This is a genomic window from Streptomyces sp. NPDC002742 (assembly GCF_042888885.1).
In the GTDB taxonomy this organism is placed as follows: domain Bacteria; phylum Actinomycetota; class Actinomycetes; order Streptomycetales; family Streptomycetaceae; genus Streptomyces.
Genome location: NZ_JBIAQF010000006.1, coordinates 15,949 through 31,460, shown reverse-complemented (window position 1 = coordinate 31,460; position 15,512 = coordinate 15,949). Strand labels below are relative to the sequence as shown.

Below are 15,512 nucleotides of genomic sequence, written 5' to 3'. Positions count from 1 at the left end.
TCTCTTTAGAGTCGGAGATCCGGAAGACCGTGCACAGCAGGGGGAATTTTATGAGGTTGACTCGCTCCGCCACAAAAGCAAGTTCCTTGGCCGTACTGCCGCTCGCGCTCCTGGCCGCCGGATTTCCGGCATCAGCCTCCCCCGGGAGCGACGCTGCCCCCAGGTCTCGTGAATTCTCCATATCCGCTCTGGGGTTACCGGGCCTGACCGACGTGACCGGAGCGGGCGCACGGACCGCCGAGGGGAAGGCCCTGAAGGCCCAGGGGTTCAGCGTCATGCGGGCGGCGTCGGGCGCGACGGCGGTCGTGGACCGCTCCATGGCCGATCAGGGGATCGTCGCCGCCGCGGGCCGGTCCTTCGTGGACCTCTCGTGGAAGGGCTACGCGAAGGACGCCAGGTACGTCGTCACCCGGAACGACAAGACGGTCGCCACCCTCGCTCCGGGGGCGAACACCTTCCATGACACCTCGGTGACCTCGGGCGGCGACTACCAGTACGTCGTCGCGCCCGTACTGCCGAAGGGCGGAGACGCCAAGGCCCGCAAGTGGGGCATGAAGGTCGTGGTCCCCTCCGCGTCCCCGGGGAAGACGCCTCTCGCCGCGCTGCGCGAACAGGCCGTGTCGCGGGCCGAAGCCGCGGCGGCTGCCAGCACGACCACCCTGACCTGGGTGACCTTCATCCCGCAGAAGCGCATCGACGCCCCGCCCGCCGGCTGTGACTACGGGAGGGGCTACCAGTTCGCCGGTGACGGCCATTCCGATTTCAACTGGAGGTCGTCGCAGTACCGCACCGCCCTGAACGCCGTGATCACCTGGAGTTCGAAGTCGGTCGCGGGATACAAGAGCGTCCACGCGAGCCACGTCTACAAGAAGAGCACCGGCAGGCTGGTCGCCACCAAGACCGCGTCGTCGGGGAACATGGTCGCCAAGAAGTTGGGTTCCGGAGGAAATTACGTGGACGTCCGGATGGTGACGCACGCGTCCAATCCGTTCTGTCACGTGGGTGCGATCGACGGTGCCTTTTCGATGCATCTGACGAAGAGCGGGAATTGGTCCATCATTTCCGGGACGCACCGGCTGATGCCGAACCACTACGTCTACATCTACAACGGCGGCAGGGTCACCAACGTCTACACGCGCAAGTACGCGAGCCCCGCGTGCCTGATCGGTTCCGCTGCCTGCCCGGTCGCGGACCTCACCGGCTACTACGGCTCGTTCTCGTAGCCGGGAGCGCCGGCCGGTGACCGTGCCGGCCGGACCGAAGGCTCACATTTGAACACGTTCAGTTTTCTGCGCTAGGCTCCCCCCGACACACGCGGGGGGAGCCTGATGAAGATAGTGATCCCGGGGGGAACCGGGCAGGTCGGCGCGATACTGAACCGCGCGTTGACCGCCGAGGGCCATGAGGTCGTGGTCCTGACCAGGCGGCCGGTGCGCGACGGTGAAGTCCTCTGGGACGGCGAGACCCCGGGGCCCTGGGCAGAGACGATCGACGGCAGTGATGTCGTGGTCAACCTGGCCGGGCGCAGCGTCAGCTGCCGCTATACCGCGGCGAATCTGCGGGCCATGATGGACTCGCGCGTACGCTCCACCGAAGTCGTGGGTGAGGCGATCGCGGCCGCGGCCCGGCCTCCCCGGGTCTGGCTGCAGATGAGCACCGCCACCGTCTACGCCCACCGCTTCGACGCACCCAACGACGAGGCGACCGGCGTGCTCGGCGGCACCGAACCCGGCGTGCCGGGCTACTGGGCCTACAGCGTCGAGATCGCCAAGGCCTGGGAACGGGCGCAGGAGCAGGCGGAAACCCCGAACACCCGCAAGGTCGCCCTTCGCTCGGCGATGGTGATGAGCCCTGACCGCGGCGGTGTCTTCGACGTCCTGCTGCGGCTGGCGCGGCTCGGACTCGGCGGCCCGGTCGCGGGCGGCGAGCAGTACGTGTCCTGGATGCACGACCGCGACTTCGTTCGCGCGGTCGAGTTCCTGGCCGACCGGGACGACCTCGCCGGGCCGGTGAACCTCGCCGCTCCCGATCCGCTGCCCCAGCGCGCGTTCATGCGCGCGCTGCGGTCGGCGTGGGGTGTCCCGGCGGGCCTGCCCGCGACGAGGTGGATGGCCGAGGCCGGCGCGTTCGCGCTGCGGTCGGACACCGAACTCCTGTTGAAGAGCCGGCGTGTCGTTCCCGGCCGTCTGCTCGAAGCGGGCTTCGCCTTCGACCACGCCCGATGGCCGGAGGCCGCCGACGACCTCGTGCGGCGAGTGCGCGGCCTGCGCGTCGGGCGCCGGGGTGTCAGCCGGCCGAGAGCCCGCTGAGCTCCGTGATCTCCGTGAGTTCCGGCAGCGGGAGCGTGTGCTGGGTCTGGAGGACCTTGGCGCGCAGGTAGCGCACGTTGTGGGCGGTGGTGAAGACGCCCGTCGGGACCCGGCGGGAGACCGTGATGCCGAGTTCGCGGAGCTGTTCGGCCTTGTCCGGGTTGTTGGAGAGCAGGTCGAGGGAGTCGATGCCGAGGGCCCGGAGCATCTGGGCGGCCGCCGTGTAGTCGCGGTCGTCCTCGGGCAGCCCGAGGGCCGCGTTGGCGGCGTAGGTGTCGAGACCCTGGTCCTGGAGGGCGTACGCGTCGAGCTTGTTGTAGAGGCCGATGCCGCGGCCCTCCTGGCGCAGATACAGCAGGACTCCGCCCCGGTCGGCGATCTGCTCCACCGCCTCGCGCAGCTGGGGTCCGCAGTCGCAGCGGGCCGAACCGAAGACATCGCCGGTCAGGCACTCGGAGTGCAGCCGCACCAGCGGGTCGGCGCCGGGTTCGCCGAGGACGACGGCCAGGTGTTCCTTGCCGTCGTCGAGGCCGTGGAAGGTCACGAGTTCCGCGTCGACGGAGTAGCCGTCGCCGAACCGCAGGGGTACGCGGACGCGGGTGCGCACGGTGGCGGTGGGGTGGTCGCGCATGGTGTCTCTCCGTCCAGCGGGTTCGTACGAGATGGTGCTTCAGATTTGAAGCACTGCCTCGGAAGGGGAGACTACATCTGCTTCAAACTTCAAGCAATGGGGTTCACGTCCCCCTCGCGCCCCTCACGAGGAGCAGGAACGCCGCCGCCACGGCAGATCTTCCCCGGCGGCCCCGGAATTCCCGTCCTGGATCGCCCGGGTGATGGTTCCGCAGATCTCGTCCAGCTGCTCCACCTGCTCAGGCGTCAGATGGTCGAAGATCGCTGTTCGCACCGTCTCGACGTGTCCCGGCGCGACCCGCTCAAGGAGGGCCATGCCCTCGTCGGTGAGGACGGCCACGTGCCCGCGCTTGTCGGTGGGGCAGCCCTCCCGGCGCACGGTGCCGTCCTTCTCCAGCCTGGTCACCGCGTACGTCAGCCGGCTACGGGTGATCTTCTGGGCCTCGGCGAGGTCGGTCATCCGCAGCCGCCGGTCCGGCGCCTCGGACAATTTGGCCAGGATGGAGTAGTAAAGGTGTGGCATCCCCGCTTCCGCCTGCAGCCGGCGGTCGATGGCGTCCTCCAGGAGGGAGGCCGCGGAGAGGTACGAGCGCCAGGCGCGCTGTTCGGCGGCGGTCAGCCAGCGGGTCGTCATGAGACCAGTCTAGGTATTGTTTAAAATTTGAACCACTGCGCTCGAACTCACCGCGCGCGTGCGACCGGAGGATGCGTCCCGATGCCCCGTCCCTACGTCCTGCTGTCCGCCGCCGTCTCCCTCGACGGCTTCCTGGACGACACCGGCCCCGAGCGGCTGCTGCTCTCGGGCCCGGCCGACTTCGACCGGGTCGACGAGGTGCGGGCGTCCAGTGACGCGATCCTGGTGGGTGCGGGCACACTGCGCACGGACAATCCGCGGCTCCTGGTCAACTCCGCCGAACGACGTGCGGCCCGCGTCGCCGGCGGCCGCCCCGAGTACCCCCTGAAGGTCACCGTCAGCGGGTCCGGCGACCTCGACCCCGAGGCGCAGTTCTGGCACACGGGTGGCGAGAAGGTCGTCTACACGACGGACAACGGCGCGCTGCGGGCAGCGGCACTGCTGCACGGCCTCGTCGGCGTCGACGTCGTCCCGACCGGACCCGAACTCGACTGGCGCGTGCTGCTGGAACACCTTCACGACGTACGGGGTGTGCGCCGCCTCATGGTCGAAGGGGGCGGGAAGGTCCACACCCAGCTCGTGCGCGAGGGACTCGCCGACGAACTGCAGCTGGCCGTCGCCCCGCTCTTCGTCGGACAGCCGGACGCTCCGCGGCTGTTCGGGCCCGGGGCCTACCCCCTGGGCCGGCTGCGGCTCGTGGAGACACGGCCCGTCGGGGACGTCGTGCTCATCCGGTACGTGCCCACCGCGCCCGGCACCGGCCCGCTCGCCGTCGCGGCGGACCGGCGCTGGCTGGAGCTCGCCTGCGAGCTGGCGGCGCTCTGCCCGCCCTCGAAGACCGCGTTCAGTGTGGGCGCCGTGGTGGTCGCCGCCGACGGGACCGAGCTGGCCCGGGGCCACTCCCGCGAGGGCGACGACCCCGTCGTGCACGCCGAGGAGGCCGCCCTCGCCAAGATCGACCCGGCCGACCCGCGGCTGGCCGCCGCCACCGTCTACAGCAGCCTGGAACCGTGCGCCCACCGCGCCTCCCGGCCCGCGCCGTGCGCCCGGCTCATCCTCGACGCCGGTGTGCGGCGGGTCGTCACGGCCTGGCGCGAGCCCGACACCTTCGTCACGGACGCCGACGGGAACGGGCTCCTCGCCGCCGCGGGCGCCGCGGTCGTCGTCCTCCCCGAGTACGCGGACCGGGCCGAGGCCCCCAACCGGCATCTGCCGGGGCAGGCCTCCCTCGGTCCCGGACGTCGACCGGATGTCGTACGCGGCGGGCGAGGCGGGCGAGGCGGGCGAGGCGGGCGAGGCGGGTGAGGCGGGGTTCCCGCCGACGCCGCCGAAGGGGCGCGTTTAAACGCGTGTGCTTCGGGTCCCGCGGATGGCGTACACTGGTCTCAACGACGCGGGGTGGAGCAGCTCGGTAGCTCGCTGGGCTCATAACCCAGAGGTCGCAGGTTCAAATCCTGTCCCCGCTACTCAAGGCCAAGGGCCGGAACTCGGATTCACGAGTTCCGGCCCTTGGTGTTTTCCCACCCTCGGATGCGTCCCGAGATCCGTCCCCGGGTCCGGGCCCACAGGGTCCGCCCTCCGGCCGTTCCTCCGGGCAGGTTCCCCGCGGCGGCCGCACCGTCCCCCGGTCGGGCCACACCGGTCGCCCGCCGCCGCCGAAGCGGGTCTGCTGGACGGGTGGGGCAGCCGAGACGTGAGCAGCGAACCGGAGAACTCCATGACCGGTCCCACGGCCCGTCGGCCGGTGGCCCCGGGCCAGGGAGCGCCTCGCGACCCCCTGCGGCGGGAGCGGGCTTCCGCCGGATCTCCTTCGCGCGCGCCTTCGTCCGCGCCCTGCCCGCGCTGTTCGTCGTCGCCGCGATGGTCTACGACTACTTCACACCGTCGGAATTCACCGCGGCTCCCCTCTTCACGGCCGCGCCCCTGATCGCCGCGCCCCTCTACTCGCTGCGCGGCACCGTCCTCACCGGCGCCCTCGCCGTCGGTGCGGTGCTCGGGGTGCACTCCCTGCTCGGCATCGTGCTGCAGGTCGACGCGGTCACCGAGACGGTCACCGTGGCGACGGCCGCCGTTCTCGCCGTCCTCCTCAACATCGTCGTCCGGCGCGGTGACGAACGGCTCGCCTCCGTCCGGGAGATCGCCGAGTTCGCACAGCGTGCCGTGCTGCCCGAGCCCGCGGCGCGGATCGACGGCCTCGACGTCGCGGCCCGCTACGAGGCGGCACAGGAGGACGCGTTCATCGGCGGTGACCTGTACGCGGTGCAGGACTCCCCGTACGGCGTGCGGCTGATCGTCGGGGACGTACGGGGCAAGGGGATGACCGCGGTGGCCGCCGTCGCCGTGGTGGTCGGCGCGTTCCGGGAGGCGGCCGAGCAGGAGACGACGCTGGAGGCGGTCGCACGGCGCCTGGAGCGGGCCCTGACGCGCCCGGGAACCCTGCACGAGAGCCCTGACGCGTTCGAGGAGTTCACCACCGCCGTCCTGGCGGAGATCCCCCACGACGAGGACGTCGTCCGCATCGTCAACCGCGGCCATCCGCCGCCCCTGCTCCTGCATCCCGACGGCCTGATCGTCCCGCTCGCCGCCGAGCCCTTCGCGCTGCCGCTCGGGATGAGCGAGCTGGGAACCTGGCCCGACCGTGCGGTACAGGACCGCTTTCCGCGCGGGGCGATACTGCTCCTGCACACCGACGGGCTGTCCGAGGCCCGCGATCGGCGCGGGACGTTCTACGATCCGGCCGCTTGGCTGGCCGGACGGGTCTTTCCCGGCCCCGACGCGCTGCTGACCGCCCTCTCCGAGGCGGTCCGCCGGCATACGGGTGGTGCTTTGACGGACGACATGGCGCTGCTCGCCGTACGGCGCTTTTGACGAGTGCTCGTCGAGGGGATTTCCGCAGGGCTCGGGAGACCCTTCGCGGGCTTCGCGTACGGCCTTTTCGGGCATGGTCACGAACGGTGACCGGGCGATGTCCCTCCGCGTATCGCCTGACATGCCGTCAAGGAATCCCGTGTCGACGAGTTGAGGTCAACTCGCCCGTTTTTCATCGCTCGTGACCCCAAAGTCCTGGCCAAAAGCCGTTAATGATCAGTCCGAACAGCTTGGAATTCGGTGCCCGACTCTATTAACGTGCGATAACGCAGCGCGGCCGTTACAGCCGTCACAAGAGGTGGCTCCGTGCGCACGCGCCGAATCCCGCAAGGGAACCGGGGAACCATCAACTTGGGGTGAATCGAGCGTATTTCCGCTGTGGAAGCACAGTGGCCGTACGCGCGTAGGAGACCTTCCTGTTCCGAACCCGTCAGCTAACCCGGTAGGCGGCAAGGAAGGAAAGGAGTGCGCCCACGTGGCGTCCAACCGGCCCGCTCAGCCAATCTCGTCCACGCCGACTGACACGCATACCTTCGGCTATGGCAAGGACGAGGGACCCTGGGAGGAGTGGAACCCCACCGAGGATTCCGTTCTTCCCGTCCGCGGCCGGCACCGCACGGGCAAGCAGCGCGGCGGAGGACTCGCCCGCAGCTCAACGGTTCTCGGCGTCGGCGTCATAGCCGCCGTCGGCGCGGGTGGCATCGCCAGCGCCGCACCGGGCAAGCCGCCCGTCTCGATCTCGCTTCCCGACCTGTCGTCGGTCACCCAGTCCGCCAAGGCCCTGATATCGGACGGCGGATCCAGCGCCCCCAAGGGCTCCACGACTCCGCTCACCAGCGCCGGTCTGACCGGCGCCGACGCGGCGCAGGGTGCCACGGACGCCGGTGAGGCGCTGCGCTCGCGCATCATGCAGCAGGCCCAGTCGCAGCAGAACCAGGCGGACACGGCCACTCAGCAGGCCGCCCAGGCCGCCGCCGCGAAGAAGGCCGTCGCGCTCGCCGCCAAGCAGCAGGACGACGCTGAGGCCAAGGCCGCCGCCGCGAAGCAGAAGGCGGAGGACGCGGCCAAGGCGAAGGCCGAGACCGAGCGTCTCGCCGAGCTCGCCAAGAGTTACTCGCTGCCGACCTCCTCGTACACCCTGACCTCCCGCTTCGGCGAGGCCGGCTCCATGTGGTCGTCCGGCTATCACACCGGCCTCGACTTCGCGGCGCCCACCGGCACGCTCATCAAGGCGATCCACAGCGGCACCATCACCGAGGCCGGCTGGGCCGGCTCGTACGGCTACCGCACGATCCTCACGCTCGACGACGGTACGGAGCTCTGGTTCTGCCACCAGTCGTCGATCAGCGTCAGCGTGGGCCAGAAGGTCGCCACCGGCGATGTCATCGGACGCGTGGGCGCGACGGGCAACGTCACCGGGCCGCACCTGCACCTCGAAGTGCACCCCGGCGGCGCCGCCACCGGCATCGACCCGATGGCGTGGCTCCAGAGCAAGGGCCTCAACCCCTGATGCGCACGGGCTTCTGAGCCGTACGACGTCCGGCGCGGACGGGGGCGACCCCTCACGCGTGGCGTGCGCTTGTCTTCCCCGGTCTCCGGCGGCCCTGATGCCACCCCCCAGGCGTCAGGACCGCCGGCCAGGATCAGCGGTCGGCAGCCGGTCAGGGCAGCCGGTCAGGGGCGTGGAGGCACGGGCGTGCACCCGGCGCGTCCGAAATGGGTGCGGAATACATGCATCCGACCCGGGTGTTCATGTCCTACATGACTCCTCTTCGCAAGCTCGGTTCGTCCGACCTCGAGGTCTTCCCGCTCTCGCTCGGTGGCAACGTGTTCGGCTGGACGGCCGACGAGACCCGGTCCTTCGCCGTGCTCGACGCCTACGCGGCCGCCGGCGGCAACTTCCTCGACACCGCGGACTCCTACTCGGCATGGGTCGAGGGCAACGAGGGCGGCGAGTCCGAGACAGTCATCGGCAAGTGGCTGAAGAGCCGCGGCAACCGTGCGGACATCGTGGTCGCCACCAAGGTCAGCCAGCACCCCGCCTTCCCGGGGCTGTCCGGTGCCAACATCAAGGCCGCGGCCGACGCGTCGCTGCGCCGCCTGGGCACCGACCACATCGACCTCTACTACACGCACTTCGACAAGCCGGAGGTGCCGGTCGACGAGATCATCGGCGCTCTCGACGAACTGGTGAAGGCGGGCAAGGTGCGGCACATCGCCGCCTCCAACATCTCGCCCGAGCGGCTCCAGGAGTCCCTGGAGTTCTCCGACCGCGAGGGCCTCGCGCGCTATGTCGCGCTCCAGCCGCAGTACAACCTGGTGTCGCGCGACACCTACGAGGGGCCCCTGCGCGAGGTCGCCTCCCGTGCCGGTCTGGCCGCCGTCCCGTACTTCGGGCTCGCGTCCGGTTTCCTCACCGGCAAGTACCGCCCCGGAGCGACGGTCGACTCGGTCCGCGCCGCGGGCGCGGCCAAGCACCTCGACACGGAACGCGGGCCGCGGGTCCTCGCCGCCCTCGACGAGATCGCCGGGGACCACGGCGTCGCGGTTGCGACGGTCGCCCTCGCCTGGCTGGCCGCACAGCCGACGGTCGCCGCGCCGATCGCCTCCGCCCGCACGGTGGAGCAGCTTCCCGCGCTGCTGGGGGTCGCGGACCTGGTGCTGACGGACGAGGAACTGACGCGCTTGTCGAAGGCCTCGGCGTAACAGGGGCGGTGCCGCGCCCGCGTGGCACCGCCGGTGTCGACAGGTGGTGTCGACCGGCGGTGTCGCCCGGGGCGCCGGGCCGTTCCGGGCTACGGGTGCTACGGGTGCTACGGGTGCTACGGGTGCTACGGGTGCTACGGGTGCTACGGGTGCTACGAGCGGTACGGGTTGTACGCGGGATACGGCGTCGGTGCCGACGCCTGCGCCGTTGGACCGTACGGTTGCGCAGTCGGGCCGTACGGCCGCGCGGGCTGGGCGACGTATCCGTGGGCCGGCCAGGGCGTCGGCGCGGGCAGTGGTGTCGTCGCGCGGGCCGCGTAGGCGAGGGCCGGGCGGGCGGTCTCCCGGCGGCGCCACAGCTCGTCGAGCAACTCGCGTTCCCGTACGACGAAGTCGGCGCCCGCCCGGCCCCGGCGCCCCCGGTGGCGCAGGAACGCCAGCGAGGTCGCGTACGCCTCGTACTCCGCCACCGAGCGTGCAGCGCCCTTCCCGAAGTGGTGGCCGGCGTACTCGCGGGCGAGCCGCCGCGCCCGCATCGAGCCGAGGGCCCACGGTTCGGTCGCGCCCAGCCATCCGGCGACGGTGTACGCGGGCAGTTCGGTGCGCACGGTGCGCAGCTCGCGCTGCCGGGTCCAGACGGCCAGCCAGGTCAGCAGCCCGAACGCGGGCACCATGAACGCGGCGTACACGCCGAAGAATCCGAACTCGCCGAAGTCCGACGAGCTGTTCCAGACCGCGTGCATCCCCATCGCGAGCAGCAGTCCGGTGAGAGGGAACAGCACACGGCGTACATGCCGGCGCTCGGAGGACAGCGCCGCGAAGCCGAAGCCGATGCCGGTCAGCACGGTGAACAGCGGATGCGCGAAGGGCGACATGACCACGCGGACGAAGAAGGTCGCGGCGGTGACGGAGGCGAGCCCGCTCTCCCCGCTGAGCTGGTCGGAGCCGAAGGCGGTGCCGAGGTAGAGGATGTTCTCGGTGAACGCGAAGCCGGTGGCGGTGATCCCGGCGATGACGACGCCGTCGACGATCCCGGTGAAGTCGCGTCTGCGGAACAGGAAGACCAGCAGGACGGCCGCCGCCTTCGCCGACTCCTCGACGACGGGCGCTATGACGGTCGCGCCGAGCGTGTCGGCACCGGACGGATCCGCGGTCGCCATCGCTATCCACCGGGTCGCGAAACTGTTGGCGACGATCGCTATGAGCGCGGCGGCGCAGGCGCCCCAGGCGAAGGAGAAGAGCAGGTTGCGCCAGGGGCCCGGCTCGACCCGGTCGAGCCACCGGAAGGCGGCCACGAGCAACGGCACGGGGAACACGGCCAGTCCGAGACCGACCAGGAAGCCCTCGGTTCCGGTCTGTTCGCGGACCAGGGCGAGGATCACCAGGCCCGACATCGCGAGCAGCGTGATCAGGGCTCCGTACCGGACCCCTCTGCGCTGCCACCAGTGCGGATGCATCGGCGCGGGTCCGGCGGGACCGCCGGGCCGAGTCGGGTACTGGGGATGGATGGCCACGGCATTGACCCTAACGAGGGAGGGCGTGGCCCGCGACGGTAACCGGAGTCCGGGAATTCCCGTGGGACGCCGGAGGGGTGTGTGCGGGTCAGTCGCCCGGGGTGTGCTGGTCTCGATGCTGTACGCGCCGGAAGAGCAGGTCGTTCACCACATGACCCTTGTCCAGTCCCTGGCCCTCGAAACGGGTCAGCGGCCGGAACTCCGGACGGGGCGCGAAACCGCCGTCCGGCCGGGTGTTCTCGAAGTCGGGGTGCGCACTCAACACTTCGAGCATCTGTTCGGCGTACGGCTCCCAGTCCGTCGCGCAGTGCACGAGCGCGCCCGGTTCGAGGCGGGTCGCGACGAGATCCAGGAACTCCGGCTGGATCAGCCGCCGCTTGTGGTGCCGCTTCTTGGGCCAGGGGTCGGGGAAGTAGACGCGCAGGCCGTTCAGGGACGCGGGCGGGAGCATCTCGCGGAGCAGGATGATCGCGTCGCCGTTCGCGACCCGGACGTTGGTCAGGCCGCTCCGTTCGGCGAGGTTGAGCAGGTTGCCCTGGCCCGGGGTGTGCACGTCCACGGCGAGGATTCCGGTCTTCTGGTCCTCGGCCGCCATCTGCGCGGTGGCCTCGCCCATGCCGAAGCCGATCTCCAGCACGACGGGGCGGTCCGTCCCGAACAGTTCCGCCAGGTCGAGCGTCCGCTGTCCGTCGATGTCCAGACCCCATTTGGGCCACAGCCGCCGCAACGCGTCCGCCTGTCCGGTCGTCACCCGGCTCCGCCGCGGCTGGAAGCTCCGGATCCGCCGCTCGAAGTGCGAGCCGGCGGGATCGGCCTGCGGACCGTCGGGGAAGCGGGACTCGCCCTTGGCGCGGTGATGACGCGGCGGGCCGTCCTCGGGGGAGGCGGGCCGGGTCTCTTCGGTGGAGTCGAGGAAGTCAGACACAGTGGGGTCGATTTTACGGGCGGTCGAGGTGCGCGGTGGTCGAGGTGCGGGGTGGTCCGGTGTGGCGGGGTGGTCGAGGTGCGGGGTGGTCCGGTGGTCCGGGAGGCGGTGGCCCGGTGTAGCGCGGAGGTCCGGAAGGTCCGGGTGGTCCGGTGTGGTGGCGGGTGGGTCGCTCAGGCCGCCGTCAGGGCCGCCAGGGCACGGCGGGCGATCTCCCGGCCGATCGGGAGGGAAGCGGTGGCCGCGGGGGAGGGCGCGTTCAGCACGTGCACGGTGCGCGGGCCCTCCTTGATCAGGAAGTCGTCGACCAGGGTGCCGTCCCGCAGGACCGCCTGGGCGCGGACTCCGGCGGGGGCGGGGAGCAGGTCCTCCGGGGTCACCGCGGGCAGCAGTCGCCGCACCGCCTCCGTGAACGCGGCCTTCGACACCGACCTGCGCAGTTCCCCGGCTCCGTATCGCCAGTGCCGCCGCGCTATCCGCCAGGAACCCGGCCAGGACAGGGTCGCACCCAGTTCCCGGGGCCGGACGACCCCCCACCCGTATCCCTCCCGGGCGAGCGCGGGCACGGCGTTGGGGCCGATATGGACTCCGCCGTCGATGCCCCGGGTGAGATGGACACCGAGGAACGGGAACGCCGGGTCCGGGACCGGGTACACCAGGCCCCGCACCAGCTCCGGCCGTGCCAGCGTGTAGTACTCGCCGCGGAAGGGCACGATCCGCATCCCGGGGTCGTCCCCCGCGAGCCGGGCCGTCTCGTCGCAGTGCAGCCCCGCGCAGTTGACGAGCACCCGTCCGCGGACGACCGTCCCGTCCGCCGTGCGCACGGCGACACCGAGGCGGGGGCGGCGGTCGGCGCGCACCACGTCCGCCCCGTACCGGATCTCCGCACCGGAGGCCTCCGCGAGCCGCCGCGCCACCGCCACGTAGTCGCAGACGCCCGTGGTGCCGACATGGATGGCGGCGAGGCCGCGGACCTCGGGTTCGTACTCGCAGAGCTGGGCGGGGCCCAGTTCCTTGACCGGAATGCCGTTCTCCCGGCCGCGCTGCACCAGGCCGTGCAGCCGCGGGAGCTCCGACTTCTCCGTCGCGACGATCAGCTTGCCGGTGACGGCGTGCGGGATGTCGTACTCCGCGCAGAACTTGACCATCTCGGCGGCGCCCCGCACCGCGTACCGCGCCTTCAGGGAGCCGGGGCGGTAGTAGATCCCGCTGTGGATCACCCCGCTGTTGCGCCCGGTCTGGTGCCGGGCGGGCCCCCGCTCCTTCTCCAGCACCGTCACCCGGGTGCCCGGCGCCGCGCGCGTGAGGGCATACGCCGTCGACAGGCCGACGATCCCGCCGCCGATCACCAGCACATCGCAGTCGTACGCGCTGCGCATCCGCACCACCTCCCGGCTTCGATAGTGCACTGCGCCACTGACAATGCCCTCAAACCCGGGAACCGCGCCCCGCGCTTTTTTTGCGCCGCGGGGCCGTGGCGCCCTGTCCACGCCGGAACCGTCGGCTCCACGCCGGGGCCGGCACCTCTACGCCGGAGCCATCAGGAGCGGACGTGCCCGCTCCCGCAGTTCCACCACGCGCGGTTCGTCGCCGTAGGGCTCCAGCCGGTGCAGCAGGTCCTTCACGTACTCGGTGGTGCGCGCGGAGGAGATACGCCCCGCGACCTCCACCGCGCGGACACCCTGCTCGCACGCCGCGTCCAGATTGCCGGATTCCAGCTCGGCGACCGCCGACACCACGAGCCGAAGTCCGTGCGAGCGTACGAACTCCTCCGTCGGCTTCGACAGCGCCTGCTCGGTGAAGCGGCGCACCTGGCGCGGCGCCTTCAGGTCGCGGTAGCACTCGGCGGCGTCGGCCGCGAAGCGGTCGTACGAGTAGAAGCCGAGCCAGGACGGGTCGTGGTCGCCGTCGCGGGCCCGCTCCAGCCACCCCTCGGCGGCCTTCAGCGCCGTGCCCGCCGCCTGGGCGTCACCCGCGCGCGCGTGGGCACGTGCCTCGACGAGCCGGAAGAAGCTCATGGTGCGGGCCGTGGCGAGACCGCGGTTGCGCTCCAGGGCGGCCTGGGCGAGGTCGACGCCCTCGTCGCCGAAGCCCCGATAGGTCGCCTGGAGGGACATGGAGGCCAGTACGTAGCCCCCGAGGGGCACGTCGGCGGCGGCACGGGCGAGCCGCAGGGCCTGGATGTAGTAGCGCTGCGCGGCCTCCTGCTGGCCGGTGTCGAAGGCCATCCAGCCCGCGAGGCGGGTGAGTTCCGCGGACGCGCCGAACAGCGCTCTGCCGACCTCGTCGGAGTAGGAGCCGAGCAGCAGAGGTGCCGCCTCGACCCGCAGACACTCGGGCACCATGGACGAACGCCAGTCACCGCCCCCGTACTTGGAGTCCCAGCGCCTGGCGTCCTCCGCCGCCTCGCGGAGCTTCAGCACATCACTGTGGCCGACTTTCAGCGGCGCTCCGGAGCCCTCACCGAGGCTCACCTCGCGCGCCACCGAACTGTCGGCCGGGGTTATGAGCCAGCGGGAGGCGGGAGTCGCGTACGCGCTCACGGCGAAGGAGCCGGCCAGCGACTGCCAGATGCCGCCGCCGGCCCGGCGCCCGGCGAGGTCGAGGCGGTACAGCTCCGTCGCCGACCGCACCGCCTGCCCGACGTCACGGGGGAAGGCGAGGCCCACTTCCGGCGCGGGGTCCGCGTCCGCCAGCCCGATCTCGTGGAGCGGCACCGGACGGCCGAGCTTCTGGCCGATGGCGGCCGCGATGAGGTGCGGCGCGGCGCCCTGAGGCACCATGCCTTTCGACACCCAGCGCGCCACCGACGTCTTGTCGTAGCGAAGAGTCAACCCGCGTTGAGCGCCAAGATCGTTGACACGACGCGCGAGTCCTGCGTTGCTGATTCCCGCGAGGGCGAGAACGGCGCCGAGTTTTTCGTTCGGCCCGCGTTGCTCCCTGGACATGCGCCACCCCTCGACACAGACGGCTGCCGCACTGGCATAACCACGCGGCATTCGTAAACCCAGCGTAGTTCGCCCGATCCCCAGCGTTAAGGGGCGTAGGTCCGGTTGGCGGGATTGTGGTCCGTACGGCTGTGCGGACTGTCGCCACGTGCTCCCGTTGTGTGGCCGTGCGCCCGCCCGTGCGCTCTTCTCCGGCCACAGGGGGGAGCGCTTCCATGGAACTTGCGTGGGTCGGCCCGCTGTACTGGATCCAGTGGGCTGGGGGACACCGCCGCCTACATCCCCGCGGGCGGCGGACCGGTCCGGGAGGCGAACTCCGCCTCCCGGACTGTGCGTTGCCGAAGCGGTGCGCAAGGCCTGTACGGAGCGTGTCCGCGCTTGTCCGTCCATCGCCGATTTGGCCGAAAATCGATGGTTGCCCCGGAGGGTGATTAGGGCTCCCACCACGTCAGTTGAGGGCGCTAAGGGCGTCCTGAGGGAGCGTATCGGGGGCGCATTCGCGTCGACCTGTCGGGGGTCGGGTGGTGCGGGAGGGATGGACGCCGGGGCTCCGGCGTGCTGGTCGGGGCGTCGGCGGCCGCGCGGCCGGGTCGTCGGCCCGGGTGCCGGTCCTGCCTCCGATCGTGGTGGTGCCGGGCGCCTCGGGGTGCCCCGGGGTCACTCCCGTGGCCCCGGCCGTTGTCTCCCCGCCCCGCGTCGCGTCCCCTCGCGTCGCACGCCGCGCCCGAGCGGGCGCCGACGGTGCCGTGGTGGGCCCGTTCGTCCGGGCGCCGCTTCAACTGCCGCACGGCGGAGGGTTCGACGGGCCCCCGGGGGGCGGTCCGGTGGCGGATCGGCGGCGGATCGGCGGCGGTTCCAGGGCCGTTCGGGGGTGATTCCCCGCGAGGGTCCGCGACGGCATCCGGGCGTCTCAACAGGCCTGGCCCGTACGGCATTTGCCGGTCGCGCGGCAGCCTCACGGTGGCGTGGGGGTCCGCG

Annotated in this window: 11 protein-coding genes, 1 tRNA gene, 1 pseudogene and 1 riboswitch; of the genes and pseudogenes, 7 read left to right on the top strand and 6 right to left on the bottom strand. The window is 71.4% G+C overall.

What is annotated here, in order from left to right; genetic code table 11:
- The first annotated feature begins 212 nt into the window (after positions 1-212).
- Both ACFYW8_RS11755 and ACFYW8_RS11750 read left to right on the top strand, forming a co-directional pair.
- A complete protein-coding gene (locus ACFYW8_RS11755) occupies positions 213-1,223 on the top strand; it encodes a hypothetical protein (RefSeq protein ID WP_389071259.1) in 1,011 nt (336 codons plus the stop codon).
- A 105-nt stretch (positions 1,224-1,328) separates the two neighbouring features.
- Positions 1,329-2,309 (top strand): TIGR01777 family oxidoreductase, encoded by a 981-nt coding sequence (locus ACFYW8_RS11750; RefSeq protein WP_389071255.1) that lies wholly within the window; start codon positions 1,329-1,331, stop codon positions 2,307-2,309.
- On the opposite strand, the gene ribA is transcribed toward ACFYW8_RS11750, so the two are convergent.
- Complete coding sequence (gene ribA, locus ACFYW8_RS11745) at positions 2,287-2,940, bottom strand: GTP cyclohydrolase II (protein ID WP_389071251.1); 654 nt, start codon at positions 2,938-2,940, stop codon at positions 2,287-2,289. The genes ACFYW8_RS11750 and ribA overlap by 23 nt on opposite strands.
- Before the next feature lie 123 nt (positions 2,941-3,063).
- A complete protein-coding gene (locus tag ACFYW8_RS11740) occupies positions 3,064-3,573 on the bottom strand; it encodes a MarR family transcriptional regulator (protein WP_365869550.1) in 510 nt (169 codons plus the stop codon).
- An 81-nt stretch (positions 3,574-3,654) separates the two neighbouring features.
- Here ACFYW8_RS11740 and ACFYW8_RS11735 point away from each other — a divergent pair.
- The 5 genes and pseudogenes from ACFYW8_RS11735 to ACFYW8_RS11715 all read left to right on the top strand — a co-directional run.
- A pseudogene (locus ACFYW8_RS11735) lies at positions 3,655-4,791 on the top strand (dihydrofolate reductase family protein); the annotation flags it as partial.
- Positions 4,792-4,965: 174 nt separating this feature from the next.
- Positions 4,966-5,039 (top strand) — tRNA-Met (locus ACFYW8_RS11730).
- Positions 5,040-5,250: 211 nt separating this feature from the next.
- Entirely contained in the window at positions 5,251-6,441 is a 1,191-nt protein-coding gene (locus ACFYW8_RS11725; protein ID WP_389071245.1) for a PP2C family protein-serine/threonine phosphatase, read from the top strand.
- Between the two features lie 305 nt (positions 6,442-6,746).
- Positions 6,747-6,905: riboswitch (cyclic di-AMP (ydaO/yuaA leader) on the top strand.
- Between the two features lie 11 nt (positions 6,906-6,916).
- Positions 6,917-7,951 (top strand): M23 family metallopeptidase, encoded by a 1,035-nt coding sequence (locus ACFYW8_RS11720; RefSeq protein WP_365869553.1) that lies wholly within the window; start codon positions 6,917-6,919, stop codon positions 7,949-7,951.
- 251 nt (positions 7,952-8,202) lie between these two features.
- Positions 8,203-9,147: an aldo/keto reductase gene (locus ACFYW8_RS11715; protein WP_389071238.1), complete on the top strand. Its 945-nt coding sequence runs from the start codon at positions 8,203-8,205 to the stop codon at positions 9,145-9,147.
- A gap of 152 nt (positions 9,148-9,299) precedes the next feature.
- Here ACFYW8_RS11715 and ACFYW8_RS11710 read toward each other — a convergent pair whose 3' ends face one another.
- The 4 genes from ACFYW8_RS11710 to ACFYW8_RS11695 form a co-directional block, all read right to left on the bottom strand.
- Positions 9,300-10,661 carry a PrsW family glutamic-type intramembrane protease gene (locus tag ACFYW8_RS11710; RefSeq protein WP_389071234.1) on the bottom strand — a complete coding sequence of 454 codons (1,362 nt, stop codon included), beginning with the start codon at positions 10,659-10,661 and terminating at the stop codon, positions 9,300-9,302.
- 88 nt (positions 10,662-10,749) lie between these two features.
- The gene (trmB, locus tag ACFYW8_RS11705; RefSeq protein WP_365869556.1) at positions 10,750-11,586 is read right to left on the bottom strand and encodes a tRNA (guanosine(46)-N7)-methyltransferase TrmB; all 837 of its coding nucleotides are present in this window, start codon (positions 11,584-11,586) and stop codon (positions 10,750-10,752) included.
- A gap of 173 nt (positions 11,587-11,759) precedes the next feature.
- Positions 11,760-12,965, bottom strand: coding sequence for an L-2-hydroxyglutarate oxidase (gene lhgO, locus ACFYW8_RS11700; RefSeq protein WP_389071227.1), 1,206 nt, complete (start codon positions 12,963-12,965; stop codon positions 11,760-11,762).
- 147 nt (positions 12,966-13,112) lie between these two features.
- Positions 13,113-14,534, bottom strand: a complete 1,422-nt coding sequence (locus ACFYW8_RS11695; RefSeq protein ID WP_365869558.1) for an MFS transporter — start codon at positions 14,532-14,534, stop codon at positions 13,113-13,115.
- Positions 14,535-15,512 lie beyond the last annotated feature (978 nt).